This is a genomic window from Frigoribacterium sp. PhB118, from assembly GCF_003751725.1.
Taxonomy (GTDB): domain Bacteria; phylum Actinomycetota; class Actinomycetes; order Actinomycetales; family Microbacteriaceae; genus Frigoribacterium.
Map to the genome: position 1 here is coordinate 328,459 of NZ_RKID01000003.1, position 20,794 is coordinate 349,252.

The window sequence follows — 20,794 nt, forward strand, 5'->3', positions numbered from 1 at the left end:
CCCTGCCGAGTCGGGACTCGGTCGGGAGGGGCGCACGCGCCCGGGCGAAGTGACGAGTATGCAGAGACTTCCTGAGTAGAACCACACAATGCACTGTCGAACCGGGCAGTCCGGCGCATCATCCCAGCGGATGACATCGGCTCGCGCCTCCCTCATCCGAGCGAAGGAGGCGCGGGCCGGGCAGGTCAGCGGCTCGCGATCACGACGCCTCGGGTGCCGCCACGAGGTCCTCCGCGACGCTAGTTCGACGCCAGGCCCCCGTCGCCACGTACTTGACCATCACGTTGAGCACGGCGACCGTCGGCACGGCGAAGAGCGCGCCCGGGATGCCGGCCACGTACGACCCTCCCGCCACGGCGAAGACCACCGCGAGCGGATGCACGCGGACGGCCGAACCCATGACCAGCGGCTGCAGCACGTGGGCCTCGAGCAGGTGCACGACGAGCACTCCGGCCAGCATGACCACGGCCTGGACCGGCCCCGCGAACACGAGGGCGACGATCACGGCGAGCGCGCCGGTCACGATGGCCCCGACGACCGGGATGAACGACGCCAGGAAGACGAGGATCGCGATCGGCACGGCGAGCGGCAGCCCGAGGAAGAACGCGATGAGGCCGATGCCGACGGCGTTGACCGCGGCGACGACGATCTGCACGCGGACGAACGAGGTCAGCGTGTGCCAGCCGGCCCGGCCGGCCCCGTCGACGGCGGGGCGCGCCGCCTTCGGGAAGAGGCGGACGGTCCAGGCCCAGACCCCGCGACCGTCGATCATCAGGAAGATCGTGGCGAACAGGGTCAGCAGTCCCCCGGCCAGCAGGTGCCCGGCCGCGGTGCCGATCGACAGCACGCCGCTGAGGATCGCCTTGCTCTCGGTCTGCAGCGCGTTCTGCGCGTCCTTGAGGTAGCCGGTCACGTCGGCGTTCGTGAGGCTCAACGGCGGCCCCTGGAGCAGGGTCGTCAGCTGGTCGTACTGCGCCACGGACTGCTTCTCGATCTGCGGCAGTCCGGCCCGGATCTGCGTCACGGCGAGCAGCACGAGGCCCCCGACGACGACCACCCCGGCCAGCAACGCGGCCACGATGGCGAGCCACCGCGGCCACCGGTGCCGGTGCAGGAACCCCGCGACCGGCACCAGGAACGCCGACACGAGGATCGCGATCAGCAGCGGCACCACGATCTCCTCGAGCGTGGCGATCAGCCAGAAGAGCACGGCCAGCGCGGCGGCGACCGCGAGCAGGCGCCAGGCCCAGGCACCCGCGATCAGCATGCCCGGGGGCAGCGTGGCCGGGGGCAGCACGGCCACGGGCGGCACGGCCGAGGGCGGCGCGGCCTCGGCCGGGTCGGCGGTGCGGGTCGCGTCGTCCGGGACGCCCCCGTCTGTGGCTGCACCCTGGGGGTGCTGGGAGCGACGTGAGAACTTCATGAGCCGAGTGTCCGGCCGCGGGGCTATCAACCGGCTGTGACTTCGCTGACCCGCCCCGCGCCTCCTCGGCTCGCCCTCGACCGCCGCACGGTGGGCGCACCGGCCACCGGGTGGGCCGGTCAGCCCTCGGGCACGAACCTCGGCCCGTCGTGCCCGTCACGTCGCACGTGCTCGGACCAGGCCGCGAGGGGCCGCACCCAGAGGCCCTGCTCGCCGTAGAGCGCGCGGTAGACGACGAGCGGCTCGTCGGTCTCGCTGTGGCGGGCGGTGCCGAGCACCTCGTAACGGCCGCCCTTGAAGTGGCGGTAGAACCCGGGGGCGGGAGGGGTGTCGGCGGTCATCCCGCGAGCCTAGACGGGCGGTGAGGGGCACCATGGTCGGGTGACCCAGGACGCCCCCCGCCCCACCGCCAGCACGCCGACCGCCCCCGGCGAACCGGTCGTCGACACCGACGACCGCGCCGCCCGCCGCGAGTTCGACACCCCGACGGGCCGCATCGTGGGTCGGGTCGACGGAGAGGTCGTGCGGGTGCTCGGCGTGCCCTACGCCGAGGCCGACCGCTTCGAGCCGCCGCGCCCGGTCGCACCCTGGCCCTCCCCGCTGCTCGCCTTCGACCGCGCCCCCGCCTCACCGCAGGTCGCGTCGCCCGGACTCGACGCCCTGATCGAGGGCGCCGCCGTCGGCATGGTCGACGACGAGCACTGCCAGCGTCTCTCGATCACCCTGCCCGCCGACCTGCTCGCCGACGAGCGCGTGCCGGTCATGGTGTGGATACACGGCGGCTCGTACGTCTCGGGGGCGGGCGACCTGCGCGTCTACGACCCGCGCGCCCTCGTCGCCGAGCAGCGCGTGATCGTCGTCACCGTGACCTACCGGTTGGGCATGCTCGGTTTCTTCGGCGTCGGCGACGAGGTGCCCGCCAACCTCGGGCTGCTCGACCAGCTCGCCGCCGTCCGCTGGGTGCACGAGACGATCGAGGCGTTCGGGGGCGACTCGAGCCGCATCACCCTGTTCGGCCAGTCCGCCGGCGGTGACGCGATCGCGCACCTGATGATCAGCGAGGGCGCCCGGGGGCTCTTCGCCCGGGCCATCGTGCAGAGCGCCCCGCTCGGCATCGTGCGCGGCCGCAGTCGCATGGTGAAGGCGATGACGGAGGCGGTGGGCACGCCCCGCAAGGACGCTCCGCTCGACGAGCTGCTCGCCGGGCAGTCCGTGGCCGAACGGGCGGCGAAGCGCTTCGGCCTGCGCGGCGGCATGGCCTTCGGGCTGCAGTACGGGCGGGCACCGCTGCCGACCGAGTCCGCCGCCGACGCCGCGTGGCGCGAGGTCGCGCCCGAGATCGACCTGCTGATCGGCGCGACGGCCGACGAGACCGCGGTGTTCGCCGAGTTCTCCCCCCTGCTGCAGCGGATGTTCGGCCTGCCCGTGGTCGGCCGGGCGATCCGACGCCTGATGATCGACGCCACGACGAGGGCCGTCTACCACCGGGCCGGTCGGGCCTTCGCCGAGCGGCACCGCGCCGCGGGCGGACGCGTCTCGACGTTCGAGTTCACCTGGGAGCCCGAGGGCACGGCGTTCGGCGCCGCCCACATCACCGAGCTGCCGCTGCTGCTCGGCGGCCGCGAGGCCTGGGCGCACACCCGCCTGGTCGGCACCACCGACTGGGAGGACGTCGACCGTCGCGGCCGCAAGGTGCGCCAGGTCTGGGCCGACTTCGCCCGCACCGGCACGGTGGCCGCCGACGCGACGGCCGGCCTCGCCGACACCCTGGTCGTCCACCGCCGCTGAGCCGGTCCGTCCTGGGTGCCCTCGCCCGCGCCTCTCTCTCGTCCACAGGAACGGCTCCTCTCGTCCCCGGGCACGGCTCCTCTCGTCCGCAGGCCAGCCGCCGCTCGTCCACGGGCACGGCCCGGGGTTCGCGTGCGAGCGAGCCGCGACAATACGATCGACGGCAGAACCGATGCGCCGACGTCGCCGTAGTCGCCCGCCCCGCCGTGCCCCGGCGCCGAGCACCTGAGGACCCCCGTGAAGAAGTTCCGCCGCAACCAGGCGCGCATGCACCTCGTCATGATGCTGACGCTGACGTTCACCACCGGCATCATCGACGCCGTCGGCTACCTCGGCCTCGACCGGGTGTTCACCGCGAACATGACCGGCAACGTGGTCATCCTCGGCATGGCCATCGCCCAGGCCGACGGTCTGCCGATCGTGGGCCCGATCGTGGCCCTGGCTGCGTTCCTGCTCGGAGCGGCGATCGGCGGCCGGGTGCTGCGCGGCGGCCGTGCCGGGTGGTCGGGCCGCAGCACGACCTCGTTCGGCGTGACCGGCGGCGTGCTGCTCGGCCTCGGCATCTCGACCTTCTTCGTCGTGCCCGAAGAGAACACGCCGTGGGCCTTCACGATCACCGGCCTGCTGGGCGCCGCGATGGGGCTGCAGGCCGCCGCCGCGCGCAAGATCGCCGTGGCCGACGTCACGACCGTGGTGGTCACGTCGACCATCGTCGGGCTCGCGTCCGAGTCGAAGCTCGCCGGCGGCACGGGCAAGAACTTCCCCCGGCGCGTGCTCGCCGTGGTGCTCATCCTCGCCGGTGCGGGCGTCGGTGCCCTCCTGCTGCAGGTGCACATCGGCGTGGGCATGGGCGTCGCCGGCGGGCTGACGCTGCTCGTCGCACTGACCGGGCACCTCCTGCGCGAGCGACGGAAAGAGCTCGAGGCGCGCGAGGCCGAGGCGGCCGCGGCGGCGGCCGGGGCGACCCGTGGCTGACGCCGTGCGGCACGACCTGGTGGTCCGGGCCCGTCGCGCCTGGGTCGACGGCGTCTGGCGCGAGGCGAGCGTCTCCATCCGTGACGGCCGCGTCGTCGCGATCGGCGGCCTCACCGACGAGGTCGACGCCACCGTCGACGTGACCCTCCCCGACGACCAGGTGCTGCTGCCCGGCATCGTCGACAGCCATGTGCACGTCAACGAGCCCGGACGCACCGAGTGGGAGGGCTTCGCGACGGCGACCCGTGCCGCCGCCGCCGGGGGCGTCACGACGATCGTCGACATGCCCCTCAACAGCATCCCGCCGACGACGACCGTCGACGCCCTCGAGCAGAAGCGCGCCGCCGCGGGCCCCCAGTCGGTCGTCGACGTCGGGTTCTGGGGCGGGGCGATCCCGGCGAACCTCGGCACGGGCGACCTGCGGGCGCTGCACGAGGCCGGCGTCTTCGGGTTCAAGGCCTTCCTCTCGCCGTCGGGGGTCGACGAGTTCCCGCACCTGTCGACCGAGCAGCTGCACCAGGCGATGGCCGAACTGGCGGTCTTCGACGGTCTGCTGATCGTGCACGCCGAGGACCCCGACGGCCTCGACGCCGCCGCGGCCTCCCCGACCGAGGTGCCCGCAGCAGGAGGCGCGGCCTACGACGCGTTCGTCCGCTCGCGTCCCGACGTGGTCGAGCGCACGGCGATCGAACAAGTGGTCGACGCCCTCCGCGCCACGGGTGGTCGTGCCCACGTCCTGCACCTCTCGTCCGCGACGGCGCTCGACACCATCCGCGCCGCCAAGGCCGAGGGCCTGCGGCTCACGGTCGAGACCTGCCCGCACTATCTCACCTTCGACGCCGAGCACATCGGTGACGGCGCGACGCAGTTCAAGTGCTGCCCGCCGATCCGTGGCGAGGCCAACCGAGAGCTGCTCTGGCAGGCGCTCGTCGACGGCACGATCGACGTCGTCGCGAGCGACCACTCCCCCTCGACCCGCGAGCTCAAGTTCGCCGGTGGCCCCGACGCCGCGCACGGCGACTTCGACGTGGCGTGGGGCGGCATCTCGGGTCTCGAGTTGAGCTTCCGTGCCGTGTGGACCGGGGCCCGGCAGCGCGGCATCCCGCTCGAGGCCGTCGTCGGCTGGATGTCCCGGGGCACGGCGGCCCTCGTCGGCCTGCCCACGAAGGGGCGGATCGCCGTCGGCGCCGACGCCGACCTCGTCGCGTTCGCCCCCGAGACACCCGTGACGATCGACGTCGACGACCTCTCGCACCGCAACCCCGTGACCGCGTACGACGACGCACGCCTGTTCGGCGAGGTCGCGGCGACGTGGGTGGGGGGCCGGCTGGCGGGGCCGAGCGCGCCTCCTGCGCGGTTGCTCGTCCGTCCCGACACCGGGGTCGCCTCGTGAGGGGCGGCCCCAGCGCCTTCGCCGAGGTCGCGGCGTGAGTCCGACGAAGGCGGCGGCTCCCGTCGAGGTCGCACCGGGCGTGCACTTCGTCGAGGGTCCCGCGTCGAACTGGACGATCCTCGCGGGCGACGGCACCCTGACGCTGGTCGACGCCGGCTACCCGGCCGACCTCGAGCTGGTGGAGTCGTCGCTCCGGGCCGTGGCGTCGGCGACGGGCGCCGGTGACGCCCGGCTCACGTCGGTGCTCGTGACGCACGGGCACAGCGACCACATCGGCACCGTCTCGGCCCTGCGTCGGCGGCACGGCTTCGAGGTCTTCGCGGCGCACGCCGAGGTGCCGAACGTGACCCGCGAGCAGCTGCACCAGGTCACCGTCGGCGACGTCCTGCCGCACCTGTACAAGCCGCGGTTCGCCCGCTGGGTGCTGCACGCGGTGCGCGCCGGAGGCCTGGGCGACGTGGCCGTGACCGACGTCGTGCCGCTCGACCTCGGGGCGTCGCGCACGTTCAGCGGTCACCGTGTCGTGCCGACGGCCGCGGTCGGTCACACCCCCGGGCACACCGTCTTCGCGCTACCCGACGACGACGTCCTGATCACGGGCGACGCCCTTGTCACCGGCCACCCGACCTCACGGCTCGACGGCGTGCAGATGCTGCACCCGATCTTCCACTCCGACCTCGCCGAGGCGGGCCGCACCTACGGGCGGCTGGTCGACCGAGGGGCACGGGTGGTGCTGCCGGGTCACGGGCCGGTGCTGCGCCGCTGACGACACAGCACGGGGCCGTCCGGCTCGTGCCGGCCGCCGGCCCCGGTCATGGCGACGCGCGCGATCCCGGTCAGCAGAGCCGGCTGAGGTCCGCGACCCGATCTGCGAGGGCGGACGGACCGCCGAGCAGCACGACCTCGTCGGGTTGCTGGAAGTCCACGGCATGGTACGTCGCGCTGGGCATGCACGCGGCGCGCGACGTGAAGAGGGGTTGGCGCAGGTACCCCGCAGCGGCAGCACCGGCCAGGGCGTCGGGGAAGTTCTCCCCGTTCGCCACGAAGACGCTCGTCTCGGTGAAGTGGTCGACGCCGTAGGGCAGTCCCCAGTGCGTCGAGAAAGCGGTCGACCCTGTCCAGTGCGAGGTCTCGTAGCGGTCGCCACCCGACAGCCTCTCCACTTCATGGGCCGTGCCGTCGACGGGCGCGACGCGTCTCAGGTCGTCGACGATGCCCTGGCTCATGACCGCGGGACCGCCGACCGGATACAGGTAGCCCGGATCGACGGCGGCGATGAGGTCTCGGGTCGGCTCGTCGAGTGACGGTGCTTCTCCGGGTACGAGGATGAGTGGCATGTCGTGGGCGCCGGCAGCGGCCGAGGCCGCGAGGGCGTCGGGGAACGATCGACCCGTGGCGACGAAGAGCGCTCCGTCGTCGAAGCTGACGTCGTAGCCGGTGTGGTCGGCGGGGTCGTAGAGGGAGATGACGTCTCGCGGCCTCCCGACGGCCGGCGCCTGCCAGGTGTCGTCCACGAACGCGTCGATCGAGATGGCGCGCGACGTGGCGAAGCGGTCCGCTCCGAACACACGGTCGACGGTGGCGCCGGGAACGACGCGCTCGACCTGGTCGACGACCCGGGGCGAGAGCGACGTCTCGCCACCGACCACGACGACGCGTTCGGGGTCGAGCCGCGCGATCTCGGCGAGGACGACCGCCGGCACCTCAGTCGTGTCGGACAAGAGCAACGGCCCGCCGAGGTGTGCGGCCGCGGGGGCGGCACTCAGGGCGTCCGCGAAACCGCGTCCCGAGGCGAGGTAGACGACCCGCGCCTCCCGGGTCCTGTCGATCGCAGGCCCGACGGGCTCGACGGGCGTCTCGTCGTCCGAGAAGACGCTCTGACTGATGCGGACGGCCGTCGAGAAACGGTCGCCGCCGGCGACACGGACGACGACCGCGTCGCTTTCCGCAGCCCGGGCGGATACGGGGATCGACGTGCAGAACACGGCGGTCAGCGCCGCCGTGGCCACCAATGCCCCGATCGTCCGCCGCGTCGTCACGATCTCGTTCATCTCGTCGCCTCTCGTCACCCCCACCGCTCGAGCCGAGACCGGTGTTGCCGTCCGACAACATAGCGCCCGGGCGAACCCGCGAGGCACCGAGCAGGCCGCCCCGCCGCCCGGCCGCCCGGCGTGCCACCCACCCGGCCCAGGCCACTCTGGACGCGAGCCGAGGTCGTGAGGTCAGCCCCGTGAGCTGACGTCAGGCTCATTCGAGCTCGGACAGCTCGGCGTACAGCTCGGTGATCTCGGCGACGCGGCTGCGGCCACCCTCGGGCCGGCCGGCGCGCACGGTCTCGGTCAGCACCGCCCCGGCCAGCAGGGCGGCCAGGCTCATCGCGCTCGCGTAGCTGTCGAACGGGGCAGGGGTCTCGACCGGGCAGTCGAGCCTCACCGTCACGTCGACGCCACGCAGCGACGGATCGGCCACGAGCACCACGGGCACGCCGCGCGCAGCCAGGGACGACAGCACGCCGGCGAACCCGGCCGGCCGACGACGGAACCCCACCAGGACGACGACGTCGCGCGCCCCGAGCCCGACCAGCTCTTCGCCGATGGACTGGCCCGGCTGCGGCGCCACGCGCACGTCGTCCCGCGCCTGGACCAGCTGCTGCCGCAGGTGGAGCGCCACCGGGTAGCTGTTGCGGAACCCGGCCACAACGACCCGCTCGGCCCCGGCGACCAACGCCGCGGCACGCTCGAGTCGGCCGTCGGAGAGCCCCGAGAGCATCACGTCGAGGTTGTGACGTTCGGCCTCGGCGTGCTCGGCGAGCCCACCGGAGGCGCGGGTCGGCCCGACCGGGACGCCACGGCTGCGCGACGCCCTCGCCTGGTCGCGCACCTCTTGCGCGTCGGTGAAGCCGAGCCGCCGGAACAGCCGCGACACCGTCGCCTTCGAGACGCCGCTCTGCTCGGCGATCTCGGTGGCGGTGTAGACGGCGAGATCGTCCAGGTGGTCGAGGATGAAGTCGGCCGCTCGCTGTTCCTGCGGCGAGAGGCGGCCGTAGCCCGAGTCGATGCGGTCACGGATGCCCGCCCCCTCGACCGGGCCCGCGCCTCCTTCACCCTCGGCCGCGTCCGCGCCGGCGGCAGCGGTGGCAGCGGCGACATCGCCGTGCGTGTCGTCGCCGTGAGCACCGTCTCCGCGGCGGCCGCTCACGCGGACGCCCGCGCCGCGACCGGGTGCGCCGCGGCGACCGCGTGCACGGCGGCCTCGAAGGCGTCGAGCGCGACGGCCACGTCGTCGATCGTGACGATCTCGTCGGGGTGGTGGCTGATGCCGCCGTTGCCGCAGCGGACGAAGAGCATGGCCCACTCGGTCAGCTCGGCGACGGCCATGGCGTCGTGCCCGGCCTTCGAGAACAGCACCATCGGGTCGGTGTCGCCGGTGGCGGCGATGCCGTCGCGGACGAACCCGCGGAGGCGCGGTGGGGCCACCACGGCCGGCGCGCGGTGGGTCTCGTCCACCGCGAGGGTCAGCCCTCGACGCTCGCCGACCTCGGCCGCGACGGCCTGGATGCCGGCCCAGACCTCGTCGCGTCGGTCGTCGTGTTCGCCGCGGAGGTCGAGGCTGAACTCGACGAGACCGGGGATGACGTTGACGCCGCCGGGGAACGCCTGGAGGCGACCCACCGTGGCGATGCAGTCGGCCTCTCGGGCCAGTCGCTCGACCGCGAGGACGATCTCGCTGGCCCCGGCGAGCGCGTCGTGCCGACGGTGGAACGGGACGCCCCCCGCGTGACCGGCGACCCCGGTCAGCGTCAGTTCGAAACGTCGTGCCCCGGCGATCGACGAGACGACGGCGAGCGCCCGGTCGGCCTCCTCGAGGTAGGGGCCCTGCTCGATGTGGGTCTCGAGGTAGCCGATCACGTCGGCCGGTTCGTAGGCGGCGTCGCCGACCCGGTCCGGGTCGAGGCCGAACGCCACGAATGCCTCGTGCAGCGTCGTGCCGGACGCGTCGGCCAGGGACCACCACTCGGGCAGCCAGGTGCCGGCGACTGCACGGGAACCGAGCAGGGCGGTGCCGAAACGGGTGCCCTCTTCGTCGCCGAAGGCGAGGACCTCGATCGCGAACGGCAGACGGGTGCCGGACGCCTCGAGCCGCGCGACGAGGGCGATGCCGAGCAGCACGCCGAGGATGCCGTCGTAGCGGCCGGCGTCGGGCACCGTGTCGAGGTGCGAGCCGAGCAGCAGGGCGGGCAGGCCGGGCTCGGTGCCCTCGTAGCGGCCGCGCTGGTTGCCGGCCGCGTCCTGCCAGGTGGTCATGCCGGCCCGTCGCATCCACTCGCCGGCCATCGCGTTCACCCGGGCGTGCTCGGGCGAGAGGTACACGCGCTCGACGCCGGTGGGGCTGCTCGAGACCGCGGCCAGGGCGTCGCAGCGTTCGAGGACGAGGCGGGCCTCGTCGCTCACGCCGCGCCTCCTGCCCGGTCGGCGTCGAGGTAGACGTCGTACGCGGCCCCGACGCCGCCCCCGCTCGTGATCGGTGCGCCCTCGCGGCGGAGCACGGCCTCGAGCGCGGCGAGCGTCGTGAGCACGGTGTCGCGACGGGCGTTGTAGCCCATCGTGCCGATGCGCCAGACCTTGCCGTGCAGCGGGCCGAACGAGGTGCCGATCTCGATGCCGAAGTCGGTGAGCAGGGCACCGCGCACCCGGTCGCCGTCGACCCCGTCGGGGATGACCACGGCGACCACGTTGTTCATCTTGTGCGCGAGGTCGCCGAACGTCTCGAGGCCGAGCCCCTGCACCCCGGCGAGCATCGCGCGGCCGTGCAGCTCGTGTCGTGCCACCACGGCGTCGACGCCCTCGTCGACGACGAGGCGGGCGCACTCGCGGGCGCCCCAGAGCATGGTGGTCGCCTCGGTGTGGTGGTTGAGGCGCTGAGGACCCCAGTAGTCGAAGATCATGGCGAGGTCGAAGTAGTTCGACGCGATGCGTCGGCTGCTGGTCGTGTCGCCGTCGGTGCGGATGCCCGCCTCGATCGACGTGCGGGCCCGGATGACCTCGACCGCCCGTTCGCCGTAGGTGACGGGAGACGAGCCCGAGGGGCCGCCGAGGCACTTCTGCAGGCCGGCGCTGACGGCGTCCAGGCCGAGTTCGTCGGTGCGGAAGGCGTTGCCGACGATCGACGCCGTGACGTCGGTGTAGAAGAGCACGCCGTGACGGGCGCAGACCTCGCCGAGCCCCTCGAGGGGCTGGGCGACCGTCGTCGAGGTGTCGCCGTGCACGACAGCGAGCAGCTTCGGCTGGACGCGCTCGATCGCCTCGACGATGGTCTCGAGCGGGAAGACCTGGCCCCAGGGCACCTCGATGACGTGGACCTCGGCCCCGCAGCGCTCCGCGATCTCGCGCAGGAGGTGCCCGAAGCGACCGAAGACGGGCACGAGCACCTTGTCGCCCGGTTCGATCAACGACACGAGCGAGGCCTCGATGCCGGCGCGCGAGGTGCCGTCGACGAGCAGGGTCTGCTCGTTCGAGGTCTGGAACACCTCGCGGTACAGCGCCTGGGTCTCGTCCATGTAGGCGGTCATGGCCGGGTCGTACTGCCCCACGAGCTGCGCCGACATCGCGCGGAGCACCCGGGGATCGGCATTGATCGGGCCGGGGCCCATCAGGAGGCGGGCGGGAGGGTCGATCGGCTGGAAGACGCGTTTCACCCGTCCCACCCTACGCAACCCGTGTTTCAGCCAGGTGAACTCGTCGGGCACAGGCCGGCGGGCATCAGGTCGCCCAGGTCGCCGCGAGATCGAGCAGGGACAGGTCCGCCCCGCGGGGGCCCACGAGGCACAGCCCGACGGGCGCTCTCCGCCCGGAGGCGAGCGGCACCTCGAGGACCGGCGCCGAGACGGCGGGGGCGCCCAGCACGCCGGCGATGCAGGTCAGCCCGAGGGTCGCCGAGCGCACGGCGTCCACCTCGGCGGCGGTCGCACCGAGCGCGGGCGCGGCCGAGGACGCGCTGGGCAGGAGCAGCACCCGGCCGTCGAGCAGGGCCTCGAGACGACGACGTTCGTGGCCGAAGGCGACCCGCGCCTCCTCGGCCTGCCCGGGCGAGACCGTCGCGCCGAACGCGAAGCGGGCCGACACGTCGGCGGCGAGCTCGCCCGGGTGCTCGGTGATCCAGTCGCCGTCGGACTGCCAGGCCTCGAAGGCCTGCAGCACGCGGAACAGCTCGAAGAGGTGGGCGACGTCGCCCAGCACGACCTCCTCGGGACGCTCGACCCGCCCCGCGGCGGTCGCCTCGTCGAGAGCCCTCACGAACTCGGCGCGCACGCCGGGCTCGACCGACGCGAGCACCCGCGGATCGACGACGTACGACGGCTCGACCGACACCTGGTCGGCCAGGGACACCGACGCTCGGGCCGCCCGACGGAGGGTGTCGACCTCGCGGGTCAGCCAGCCGACCGTGTCGAAGCTCGGCGCGAGCGGGAGCAGCCCGGCGCGATCGACCGCCCCGTGGGTGGTGCGGATGCCCCAGAGCCCCTGGTAGGACGCGGGCACGCGGAGCGATCCGCCGGTGTCGGTGCCCAGGGCGATGCTCACCTGCCCGAGGGCCACGGCCGCCGCCGGGCCACTGGTCGAGCCGCCGGGGATCGCACCCGGCACGGCCGGGTTGGGAGGGGTGCCGTAGGCCGAGTTGCGTCCGGCGATGCTGTACGCGAACTCGTCGGTCTGCGCGATGCCGCGCAGGTCGGCCCCGGCGTCGAGCAGGTGCTGCACCGCGGCCGCGTGCCGGGACTCGGGGGCCGCACCCGCGAGCCGGGCAGGCACGCCGGCCCCGATCGCGTGGCCTGCGACCGCGAACAAGTCCTTCACGGCGACCGTCTCGCCCGAGAGGGCAGGAGGCGCCGTGCCGGTCGGGTCGTCCCCTCGGCTTCCCGAGACGAGCGGCTCGCCCACGACCCGCCAGACCCGGCGGTCGATCGCCGGCGGCGACGCCTGTACCTGGGCCGAGGCGATCCGCCAGGAGCGGGCACCCCCCGGGCCGGCATCCGGATCGCGGCGCCAGAGCTGCGTGACGACACCACGACCCCCGGCGGCCGGGGCGTTGACCGACACGACGATCGCCACGTCGGTGGTGACGACCTGGACGTGGCACTCGACCACCCGTCGCACAGGGCCGGACCCGCGCCTCGCCCGGAAGGCCGTGATCGCGTCGTGCCCCACCAGCAGCCCACCGGCGTCGGCGCGCATGACGGTGGCGGTCGGTTCGAAGGCCGCGGCGAGCGCGGCCTGGTCGTCGGCGGCGAGTGCGCGCTCGTAGGCGTCGAACGCCTCGAGCAGGCCGTCGGGCAGCTCGCCTTCGACCGAGGTGGGGACGGTGCCCGAGCCGACCCGTGCCTCCTCGGGGTGGCCCGGCGGTGTACCGGTCGCGTCAGCCACCGAAGTCCGCCTTGCGGATGCGGGCGTGGACGCCCTTGACGAGGTCGACGACCTGCGAGATGTCGAAGTCGGTCGCCGCCGAGAGGTAGGCGTAGGCGAGGCTGCGGTCCATGCCGTAGCGGGCCTCGAGCAGGTCGATCGCCGCTCGGACGCAGGCGCGGACCGCCTCGTCGAGGTCTTCGTCGAGGCCGGTCGGCACCAGCGACTCGGCGGTCTCGGCGAGCGGCCCGGAGATCTCGCCGAACAGCGCCACGGCCTCGGCGCGCGGCACCAGGTCGAACCGGACGGTCACGCGCAGGCTGGCCTCCATCGCGGTGAGTGCGACCTCGCCGTCGCCCTGGGCGAAGTGCGGGTCACCCACGTAGGCGAGCGCCCCGGGCACCTGGACCGGCAGGTGCAGGGACGCGCCCTCGGTCAGGAGGGCGATGTCGACGTTGCCCCCGTGCGAGCCCGGCGGCACCGAGTGCGGTCGCTCGTCGCCCGCGACGGCGACCCCCATGATGCCGAGGAACGGGTGCAGCGGGAACCGCACCGTGTGGCCGGCACCGGGCACGAGCGGCAACGTGCCGACCAGGGAGCCGTCGGGTTCGTGGTCGACGGCCGCGAAGACGCTGACCGGATCGGCGCCGAGCGGGAACTCGCCGGCGAGGGCCCCGCGACCGTGGCGGTTGGAGATGACGCCGTACGGCACGCGAGGTGTCGCGTCGAGGAGGGTCATCGTGACGACGTCGCCGGGCTGGGCGCCGCGGATCGCGATGGGGCCCGTCACGACGTGCGGGCCGTCGGCACCCGGATCGCGACCGTGCTGGTCGTCGCTCGCGGCGGCCAGGGCGACCGCGTCGTCGAGCACGTGCTCGGGGGGCACCCCGTGGCGGGCGAAGAAGGCCTGAGGATCACGGCCCTGGTCGTCGAGCACGCCCTCGTGGCTGAGGGTGTCGATGAGGACGGCCGTGCCCGGGTCGATGGTGAGCACGGGCTCGTCGGAGGCACAGGGCAGGCGCCCCCACAGGGTCGTGGCGAGGGTCGCCGGCACGTAGGGGAGGGCAGCGCCACGGTCGCCGGGCGACAGGGGTTGCAGGATAGGGGTCGCGGGAACGGGGCCCGACGGGGGTGCGAGGGTCGCCTCGGAGATCGCCATGCCCAGCACAGTAGCGAGTCGACGCCTCGCCCCGATAAGCCCTCTGAAACGAGTTGTTCACAAATCGTCGATCGTGAAACAAGTCGTTCACACGGTTGTGTGATCATCGCCGCATGGCGATCATCCTCGGCGACAACCAGTACGGCAAGGCGGAGTCGCGACTCGTGCGCTTCTACCGCGACGGGCCCCGACACGAGATCCGCGACGTCAACGTCACGTCGGCGTTGCGGGGCCCCTTCGACGCGGCGTACCTCCGCGGCGACCAGAGTGCCGTCCTGCCGACCGACACCCAGAAGAACACCGCGTTCGCGTTCGCGAAGTCGAAGGGCGTCGAAGCCGTCGAGCGCTTCGGGCTCGAGCTCGCCCGTCACTTCGTGCACGACGTCGAACCCGTGACGGGTGCCCGCATCGAGATCGAGCAGTACGACTGGCAGCGGGCCGTGGTCGACGGGAGCGAGCACGACCACACCTGGCTGCGTTCGGGTCAAGAGGTGCGCACCGCCGCCGTCACGGTCGACGGCACCGGCGAGTACGTCGTGGGCGGGCTGAAAGACCTGGTCCTGCTCAAGTCGACCGGCTCCGAGTTCGCCGGGTTCCTGACCGACGAGTTCACGACCCTGCCCGAGACGCACGACCGGGTCATGGCGACGGCGCTCGACGCGAAGTGGCGCTTCGGCACGACCGACGTCGACTGGGAGGCCACGTACGCCGAGGTCAAGCGCCTGATGGTCCGCGAGTTCGCCACCCTGCAGTCGCTCGCCCTGCAGCAGACCCTGTGGCACATGGGCACGGCCGTCCTCGAGGCGATCCCCTCGATCGTCGAGGTGCGCCTGAAGGCACCGAACAAGCACCACTTCGCCTACGACCTGTCGCCCTTCGGCCTCGAGAACCCGGGCGAGGTCTTCTGGGCCGCCGATCGCCCGTACGGTCTGATCGAGGCGACCGTGCTGCGCGACGACGCCCCGCCGGCCCACGACGCGTGGCGCGCCTCCGCGGGTCTCGCATGAGCCTCGTCGAGCCGAACCGCCCCACCCCCGCCCCACCCCGAGGAGACACCGTGACCGACGCCGACGACGCCCGCTGGCTGGCCCGCACCATCGAACTGGCCGTCGAGAACGTCGCGGACGGGGGCGGACCGTTCGGGGCCGTCATCGTGCGGGGCGACGAACTCGTGGCCGAGGGTCGGAACCGCGTGACGGCCGACCTCGACCCCACGGCACACGCCGAGGTGACCGCGATCCGGGCGGCGTGCCGGGCGGTCGGCGACTTCTCCCTCGCCGGCACGACCCTCTACACCTCGTGCGAACCGTGCCCGCTGTGCCTCTCGGCGTCGCTCTGGGCCAGGGTCGACCGGGTCGTGTACGCCGCGGACCGGCACGACGCCGCGCGAGGCGGTTTCGACGACCTCGAGTTCTACGAACTGTTCGGACGCGACCGGTCGACCTGGGACCTCCCCGTCGACGAGGTGCGCCCGGCGAACGCGCCGGCGCCGTTCGAGGCGTGGGCGAGCCACGACCACCGCACCGACTACTGAGTCGTCGTGCGAGGGGGGTCAGCTGCCGCGGTAGGTCGAGTACGCGAACGGGCTGAGCAGCACGGGCACGTGGTAGTGGCTCGACTCGTCGGCGAGGGTGAAGTGGATGGTCACCCGCGGGTAGAACGTGTCACGCCCGGCCGCCGCGAAGTAGGCGGCGGTCTCGAAGACCAGTCGGTAGTCGGCCGCGGGCAGGGCGTCCGGGCCGAGTTCGGGCACGCGCCCGTCGGCGTTCGTGACGCCGGTGGCGAGTTCGCTGCCCCGTGCGTCGTAGAGCGCGACGGGGACGTCGGCGGCCGGGCGGCCCAGTGCGGCGTCGAGGACGTGCGTCGTGACGTGGCTCATGCTCGGGCCTCGTCGTGGTCGGCGGACACCGGCTCGGCGGGTGCCGACTCGGCGGACGTCGACCCGGCGGGTGCCGACCCGGCGGGTGCCGATCCGGCGGGTGCCGACTCGGCGGACGCCGACCCGGCAGGTGCCGACCCGGCGGGTGCCGACCCGGTGGGTGCCGACTCGGCGAAGGTCGACTGCAACCGCAGCAGGGCGATGTCGCGCAGCTCCGCCCCGACGATCCGCCGTTCGGTGTCGTCGTCGAGCCCGAGTCGCCGGTGCAGCTCGCCCACGATCTCGGCCCGGCTCCGACCGGCGGCACGGATCAGGAACACCCGGTCGAAGCGCTGCTCGTACGCCGCGTTGCCCTCGACCAGCAGCTGCGCGAGGGTCTCGTCGTCGGCGTCGGCCGCCGAACCCTGCTCGCGTCGGCTGAACTCCTGGGCGGCCCCGTCGCCGACCGGCTTCTCGCCGATCCGCGGGTGGTGTGCCATCGCCTCGTCGATCTCGGCGGCGCTGAGCGGCGTCGCCGCGGCGGCCGCGACCGTGATCAGGGCGTCGGCGTCGGCGAACGGCGACTGCGCGGCGACGTCGTCGGCCCACCGCTCGACGTTCAGGGCGGCCAGCAGGTGCGAACGCAGGGTGGCGTCGTCGAGCTCGATCATGACGCACACCCTAGCGACGGTGCCCCGAGGCGACGGGCACGGCTGGCCGACCCGCGCCTCCCGGGCGTCCGGCGACGCGGCACCCAGGTGCGCCGGGCCGGGCGGCCGCTCGCACCACGTCCGCAGCCGCTCGCACCACGTCCGCGGCCGCTCGCACCAAGTCCGCAGCCGCTCGCACCACGTGCGCGTCGTGGAACCACCCGCGAGTGTGGTTCGACCACACGACGGTGGTGCGACCCCGTCCCCGGCCCTCGCCGCGGCTCCGGCTCTCGTCCCGGCCCTCCACCCGACGCGGCTGCGGTGTCGGCGGCTCCGCGCCGGGGCCGGTCGTTCGACGCCGAGCGAGCCGACACATGCTCGAAACCCCGGTCGTGCAGAGTGGGGTCTCCCATGGACCTGACCACCGTTCGCGAGATCCGCACCCCGTCACGCCGCGACGAGATCGTCTTCGCGCCCGGCGAGCGGCCCCTCGGCGGCGGCACGTGGCTGTTCTCGGAGCGGCAGCCCGGGCTGACCGGCCTGGTCGATCTGACCTCGCTCGGGTGGACGCCGGTCGAGCGCGGCATCGCCGCCGACGGCCGCGACGTCGTCAGCGTCGCCGCCACCTGCACCATCGCCGAGCTGCTGCGGCTGCCCGCCGACGCCGACTGGGTCGCCCACCCGCTCGTCGACCAGTGCGCGAACTCGCTGCTCGCCTCGTTCAAGATCTGGAACGTCGCGACGGTCGGCGGCAACGTCGCCCTCGGGCTGCCTGCTGGGGCCATGACGTCGCTCATGGCCACGCTCGACGCCACGGCCGTCGTCTGGACGACCGACGGCGGCGAGCGCCGCCAGCCCGTGTCCACCTTCGTCACCGGAGTGGTGCAGAACACCCTCGAGCCGGGTGAGGTGCTGCGCGCCCTCGAGGTGCCACTCGGGTCCCTGCGCTCCCGCACCGGGTTCCGGCGCATCTCGCTGAGCCCCCTGGGCCGCTCCGGCGCGCTGGTCACGGCCCGGCTCGGCCTCGACGGCGAGTTCGTGGTCACGATCACGGCGGGGACGACCCGTCCCGTCCAGCTGCGCTTCGACGAGGTGCCCGGCGAGCGGGCCCTGGCGGACGCTCTCGGCCGCATCGACTGCTGGTACTCCGACCCCCACGGCGACCCCGACTGGCGCCGCGCGATGAGCGCCCGCTTCGCCGACGAGCTGCGGGTCGAGCTCGGACGGCCCGCCACCGACGCACCGGTGCGACCCGTGCGCGAGTCGACCCACGACCCGCGCAGCGCGGCCGCCCGCGCGAGGCGGACGCCGCCCACCACCACGACCCCCGGAGGCGCGCGATGACCCCGAGACACGTCACGTTCGAGGTCGACGGCCTCCCGCTCGACGCCGACGTCGACCCCGGCCAGGTGCTGCGGACGGTGCTGCGCGAGCACGGCGTCCACTCGGTCAAGAAGGGCTGCGACGCGGGCGACTGCGGCGCGTGCTCGGTGCTGGTCGACGGCGAACCCGTGCACTCGTGCATCTATCCCGCCCACCGGCTCGAGGGCCGGGCGGTGACGACGGCGGCCGGTCTCGGCACCCCCGAGCACCCCCACCCCGTGCAGCAGGCGTTCGCCGACGCGGCCGGGTTCCAGTGCGGCTTCTGCACGGCCGGCATGGTGGTGACGGCCTCGACGTTCACCGAGGCCGACGCGGACGACCTCCCGCGCCTCCTGAAGGGCAACCTGTGCCGGTGCACGGGGTACCGGGCGATCGGCGACGCGATCTGCGGCGTCTCGAACACGGTGGCCCCGGCCGATGGCGAGGCGGCCGGTCGGTCGGTGAAGGCCCCGGCGGCCCTGCGCGTGGCGTCCGGCAGCGAGCCGTACACGCTCGACTTCCGCGGCACGACGAAGCTGCTGCACCTCGCCGTGCTCGGCAGCCCGCACCCCCACGCCCGCATCACCTCGATCGACACGAGTGCCGCCGAGGCGCTGCCCGGCGTGCACCTGGTGTTGACCCACCGCGACTCCCCCGCGACGTTGTTCTCGACCGGTCGCCACGAGGACCGCGAGGACGACCCGGACGACGGCCTGGTCCTCGACCCCGTGCTGCGCTTCCGTGGTCAGCGCGTCGCCGCGGTCGTCGCGGACGACGTCCGCACGGCGACGAACGCCCTGGCCGCGATCGTGGTCGAGTACGAACCGTTGCCCGCCGTGTTCGACCCCGAGACGGCGCGTTCCCCCGGGGCCCCGCTGCTGCACGGCGAGAAGACCGTCGAGGCGTCGCGCATCGCGTTCCCCGAGCGCAACACCGTGGCCGCGATGCACGACGAGACGGGCGACGTCGAGGCCGGCCTGGCGCTGGCCGACGCCGTCGTCGAGGGCACCTGGCGCACGCAGCGCGTCTCGCACGGCGCGCTCGAGACGCACGCCTCGCGCGGCTGGCTCGACGACGACGGGCGCCTCGTCGTCCGCACGGCGAGCCAGGTGCCGTTCCTCGTGCGCGACGAGCTGGCCCATGTCTTCGGACTGCCGCAGGAACAGGTCCGGGTCTTCGCCGCCCGCGTGGGCGGCGGTTTCGGGGGCAAGCAAGAGCTCATCACCGAAGACCTCGTCGCCCTCGCCGTGCTGCGCACCGGTCGACCCGTGCAGTACGAGTTCACCCGCGAGGACGAGTTCACGATCGCGCCGACCCGCCACCCGATGCGCGTCCGCGTGCGCGTCGGCGCGACGAGCGACGGGGTGCTGACCGCGCTGCACGTCGACCAGCTGATGGACACGGGCGCCTACGGCAACCACGGCGTCGGCGTGATGTACCACTCGGTGCACGAGTCGACGAGCGTCTACCGCTGTCCGAACAAGCGCGTGGACGCCGAGTCGGTCTACACGAACAACCTGCCCTCGGGGGCGTTCCGCGGGTACGGGCTGGGGCAGGTCGTCTTCGCCGTCGAGTCCGCGATGGACGAACTGGCCCGCGAGCTCGGCATCGACCCGTTCGAGCTGCGCCGCCGCAACGTGATCGTCCCCGGTGACCCGATGGTGGTCACCGACCCCGACGAAGAGAGCGATCTGCTGATCGGCAGCTACGGTCTCGACCAGTGCCTCGACCTGGTCGAGCAGGCGCTGGAGTCCCCTGCCCCCGAGGGCGCGCCTCCTGCCCCCGTCGGCCCGACCTGGGTCACCGGGCGCGGCATGGCGCTGGCCATGATCGCCACGATCCCGCCGCGTGGTCACTTCGCCGACACCTCGATCGAGCTGCTGCCCGACGGCCGCTACGACATCGGCGTCGGCACGGCCGAGTTCGGCAACGGCACGACGACGGTACACACCCAGCTCGTCGCCTCGGCGCTCGGCACCACGCCCGACCGGGTCGTCGTCCGGCAGTCCGACACCGACGTGGCCCGGTACGACACGGGCGCGTACGGGTCGGCCGGCGTCGTCGTCGCCGGCAAGGCCCTGCTCGCCGCCGCCCACAAGCTGCGCGCGGCGATGGTCGACCGCGCGCTGGCGATCGCCGGAGGCGCGGGTCACGCCGTCGACACCGGCACCGCCCCCGAGGTGGTCGCGGGCGGCGTCGTGGTGCGGGTCGGCCCCGGTGTCGACGCGACGGTCCTGGTGTCCGGCGAACGGCTGCTGGCCGACGGTCCGCTCACCGCCGACGGTTCCCACGACGGCACCCCACGCTCGGTGGCGTTCAACGTGCACGGCTTCGAGGTCGCCGTCGACCGGGCGAGCGGCGAGGTGCGCCTGCTGCGCTCGGTGCAGGCGGCGGACGCCGGGGTCGTGCTGAACCCCGAGCAGCTGCGTGGGCAGGTCGAGGGCGGCACGGCGCAGGCGATCGGCACGGCCCTCTACGAAGAGATGATGCTCGACGACGAGGGTCGCGTGCTGACGACGGCGTTCCGCAACTACCGGATGCCCAAGTTCGGGGACGTGCCCCAGACCGAGGTGCACTTCGCGACCACGCACGACGACCTCGGTCCGCTCGGCGCCAAGTCGATGAGCGAGGCGCCGTATAACCCGGTGGCACCCGCCCTGGCCAACGCGATCCGCGACGCCCTCGGCGTGCGGCCCCACGAACTGCCGATGTCGCGCGACCGCCTCTGGCGCCTCGCCGGCGGTCGCTGAGCCGGGCAGAGCGGGGCGGAGCCGGGGCCGGCCGGGCCC

Annotated in this window: 18 protein-coding genes; 8 read left to right on the forward strand and 10 right to left on the reverse strand. The window is 73.6% G+C overall.

The window, feature by feature from the left end; all coding sequences use genetic code 11:
* Positions 1 to 199: 199 nt before the first annotated feature.
* Positions 200 to 1,423, reverse strand: coding sequence for an AI-2E family transporter (locus tag EDF21_RS11075; RefSeq protein ID WP_233568463.1), 1,224 nt, complete (start codon positions 1,421 to 1,423; stop codon positions 200 to 202).
* 119 nt (positions 1,424 to 1,542) lie between these two features.
* Complete coding sequence (locus EDF21_RS11080) at positions 1,543 to 1,764, reverse strand: DUF1653 domain-containing protein (RefSeq protein WP_123571363.1); 222 nt, start codon at positions 1,762 to 1,764, stop codon at positions 1,543 to 1,545.
* 40 nt (positions 1,765 to 1,804) lie between these two features.
* On the opposite strand from EDF21_RS11080, the gene EDF21_RS11085 reads away from it, so the two are divergent.
* From EDF21_RS11085 to EDF21_RS11100, 4 genes are all read left to right on the forward strand, one after another.
* On the forward strand, positions 1,805 to 3,211 hold the full coding sequence (locus tag EDF21_RS11085; protein WP_123571364.1) for a carboxylesterase family protein: 1,407 nt from the start codon (positions 1,805 to 1,807) through the stop codon (positions 3,209 to 3,211).
* A 237-nt stretch (positions 3,212 to 3,448) separates the two neighbouring features.
* Positions 3,449 to 4,186, forward strand: coding sequence for a DUF1275 family protein (locus tag EDF21_RS11090; RefSeq protein WP_233568464.1), 738 nt, complete (start codon positions 3,449 to 3,451; stop codon positions 4,184 to 4,186).
* A complete protein-coding gene (gene allB / locus EDF21_RS11095; RefSeq protein WP_233568465.1) occupies positions 4,179 to 5,579 on the forward strand; it encodes an allantoinase AllB in 1,401 nt (466 codons plus the stop codon). Before EDF21_RS11090 ends, allB begins: the two co-directional genes overlap by 8 nt.
* Positions 5,580 to 5,613: 34 nt before the next feature.
* The gene (locus EDF21_RS11100) at positions 5,614 to 6,345 is read left to right on the forward strand and encodes an MBL fold metallo-hydrolase (RefSeq protein ID WP_123571365.1); all 732 of its coding nucleotides are present in this window, start codon (positions 5,614 to 5,616) and stop codon (positions 6,343 to 6,345) included.
* 70 nt (positions 6,346 to 6,415) lie between these two features.
* On the opposite strand, the gene EDF21_RS11105 is transcribed toward EDF21_RS11100, so the two are convergent.
* From EDF21_RS11105 to EDF21_RS11130, 6 genes are all read right to left on the reverse strand, one after another.
* Positions 6,416 to 7,630, reverse strand: coding sequence for a cell wall-binding repeat-containing protein (locus EDF21_RS11105; RefSeq protein WP_148053693.1), 1,215 nt, complete (start codon positions 7,628 to 7,630; stop codon positions 6,416 to 6,418).
* A 196-nt stretch (positions 7,631 to 7,826) separates the two neighbouring features.
* Positions 7,827 to 8,777, reverse strand: a complete 951-nt coding sequence (locus EDF21_RS11110; RefSeq protein WP_233568466.1) for a MurR/RpiR family transcriptional regulator — start codon at positions 8,775 to 8,777, stop codon at positions 7,827 to 7,829.
* Entirely contained in the window at positions 8,774 to 10,030 is a 1,257-nt protein-coding gene (locus EDF21_RS11115) for an allantoate amidohydrolase (RefSeq protein ID WP_123571367.1), read from the reverse strand. The genes EDF21_RS11110 and EDF21_RS11115 overlap by 4 nt, the downstream gene beginning before the upstream one ends.
* Positions 10,027 to 11,229: an alanine--glyoxylate aminotransferase family protein gene (locus tag EDF21_RS11120; protein ID WP_123571496.1), complete on the reverse strand. Its 1,203-nt coding sequence runs from the start codon at positions 11,227 to 11,229 to the stop codon at positions 10,027 to 10,029. Before EDF21_RS11120 ends, EDF21_RS11115 begins: the two co-directional genes overlap by 4 nt.
* Positions 11,230 to 11,338: 109 nt before the next feature.
* Positions 11,339 to 12,997, reverse strand: a complete 1,659-nt coding sequence (locus tag EDF21_RS11125) for an AtzH-like domain-containing protein (protein WP_233568467.1) — start codon at positions 12,995 to 12,997, stop codon at positions 11,339 to 11,341.
* Positions 12,990 to 14,135, reverse strand: coding sequence for an acetamidase/formamidase family protein (locus EDF21_RS11130; protein ID WP_123571368.1), 1,146 nt, complete (start codon positions 14,133 to 14,135; stop codon positions 12,990 to 12,992). The genes EDF21_RS11125 and EDF21_RS11130 overlap by 8 nt, the downstream gene beginning before the upstream one ends.
* Before the next feature lie 113 nt (positions 14,136 to 14,248).
* Here EDF21_RS11130 and pucL point away from each other — a divergent pair, with 113 nt between their 5' ends.
* Together pucL and EDF21_RS11140 are read left to right on the forward strand one after the other, a co-directional pair.
* Entirely contained in the window at positions 14,249 to 15,142 is an 894-nt protein-coding gene (gene pucL / locus EDF21_RS11135) for a factor-independent urate hydroxylase (protein ID WP_123571369.1), read from the forward strand.
* A 50-nt stretch (positions 15,143 to 15,192) separates the two neighbouring features.
* On the forward strand, positions 15,193 to 15,669 hold the full coding sequence (locus tag EDF21_RS11140; RefSeq protein WP_233568468.1) for a nucleoside deaminase: 477 nt from the start codon (positions 15,193 to 15,195) through the stop codon (positions 15,667 to 15,669).
* A gap of 18 nt (positions 15,670 to 15,687) precedes the next feature.
* Here EDF21_RS11140 and uraH read toward each other — a convergent pair whose 3' ends face one another.
* Complete coding sequence (gene uraH / locus EDF21_RS11145; protein ID WP_123571370.1) at positions 15,688 to 16,014, reverse strand: hydroxyisourate hydrolase; 327 nt, start codon at positions 16,012 to 16,014, stop codon at positions 15,688 to 15,690.
* Positions 16,011 to 16,664: a 2-oxo-4-hydroxy-4-carboxy-5-ureidoimidazoline decarboxylase gene (uraD, locus tag EDF21_RS11150; RefSeq protein ID WP_123571371.1), complete on the reverse strand. Its 654-nt coding sequence runs from the start codon at positions 16,662 to 16,664 to the stop codon at positions 16,011 to 16,013. The genes uraH and uraD overlap by 4 nt, the downstream gene beginning before the upstream one ends.
* Positions 16,665 to 17,054: 390 nt before the next feature.
* Here uraD and EDF21_RS11155 point away from each other — a divergent pair, with 390 nt between their 5' ends.
* Positions 17,055 to 17,987 (forward strand): FAD binding domain-containing protein, encoded by a 933-nt coding sequence (locus tag EDF21_RS11155; protein WP_123571372.1) that lies wholly within the window; start codon positions 17,055 to 17,057, stop codon positions 17,985 to 17,987.
* Entirely contained in the window at positions 17,984 to 20,755 is a 2,772-nt protein-coding gene (locus tag EDF21_RS11160) for a molybdopterin-dependent oxidoreductase (RefSeq protein WP_123571373.1), read from the forward strand. The genes EDF21_RS11155 and EDF21_RS11160 overlap by 4 nt, the downstream gene beginning before the upstream one ends.
* Positions 20,756 to 20,794 lie beyond the last annotated feature (39 nt).

Excerpts from the sequence above, each read along its gene's own strand:
- EDF21_RS11075 (WP_233568463.1), bottom strand. The coding sequence starts at position 1,423 with ATGAAGTTCTCACGTCGCTCCCAGCACCCCCAGGGTGCAGCCACAGAC.
- EDF21_RS11080 (WP_123571363.1), bottom strand. The coding sequence starts at position 1,764 with ATGACCGCCGACACCCCTCCCGCCCCCGGGTTCTACCGCCACTTCAAG.
- EDF21_RS11105 (WP_148053693.1), bottom strand. The coding sequence starts at position 7,630 with ATGAACGAGATCGTGACGACGCGGCGGACGATCGGGGCATTGGTGGCC.
- EDF21_RS11120 (WP_123571496.1), bottom strand. The coding sequence starts at position 11,229 with ATGGGCCCCGGCCCGATCAATGCCGATCCCCGGGTGCTCCGCGCGATG.
- EDF21_RS11130 (WP_123571368.1), bottom strand. The coding sequence starts at position 14,135 with ATGGCGATCTCCGAGGCGACCCTCGCACCCCCGTCGGGCCCCGTTCCC.
- pucL (WP_123571369.1), top strand. The coding sequence starts at position 14,249 with ATGGCGATCATCCTCGGCGACAACCAGTACGGCAAGGCGGAGTCGCGA.
- uraH (WP_123571370.1), bottom strand. The coding sequence starts at position 16,014 with ATGAGCCACGTCACGACGCACGTCCTCGACGCCGCACTGGGCCGCCCG.
- uraD (WP_123571371.1), bottom strand. The coding sequence starts at position 16,664 with ATGATCGAGCTCGACGACGCCACCCTGCGTTCGCACCTGCTGGCCGCC.
- EDF21_RS11155 (WP_123571372.1), top strand. The coding sequence starts at position 17,055 with ATGGACCTGACCACCGTTCGCGAGATCCGCACCCCGTCACGCCGCGAC.
- EDF21_RS11160 (WP_123571373.1), top strand. The coding sequence starts at position 17,984 with ATGACCCCGAGACACGTCACGTTCGAGGTCGACGGCCTCCCGCTCGAC.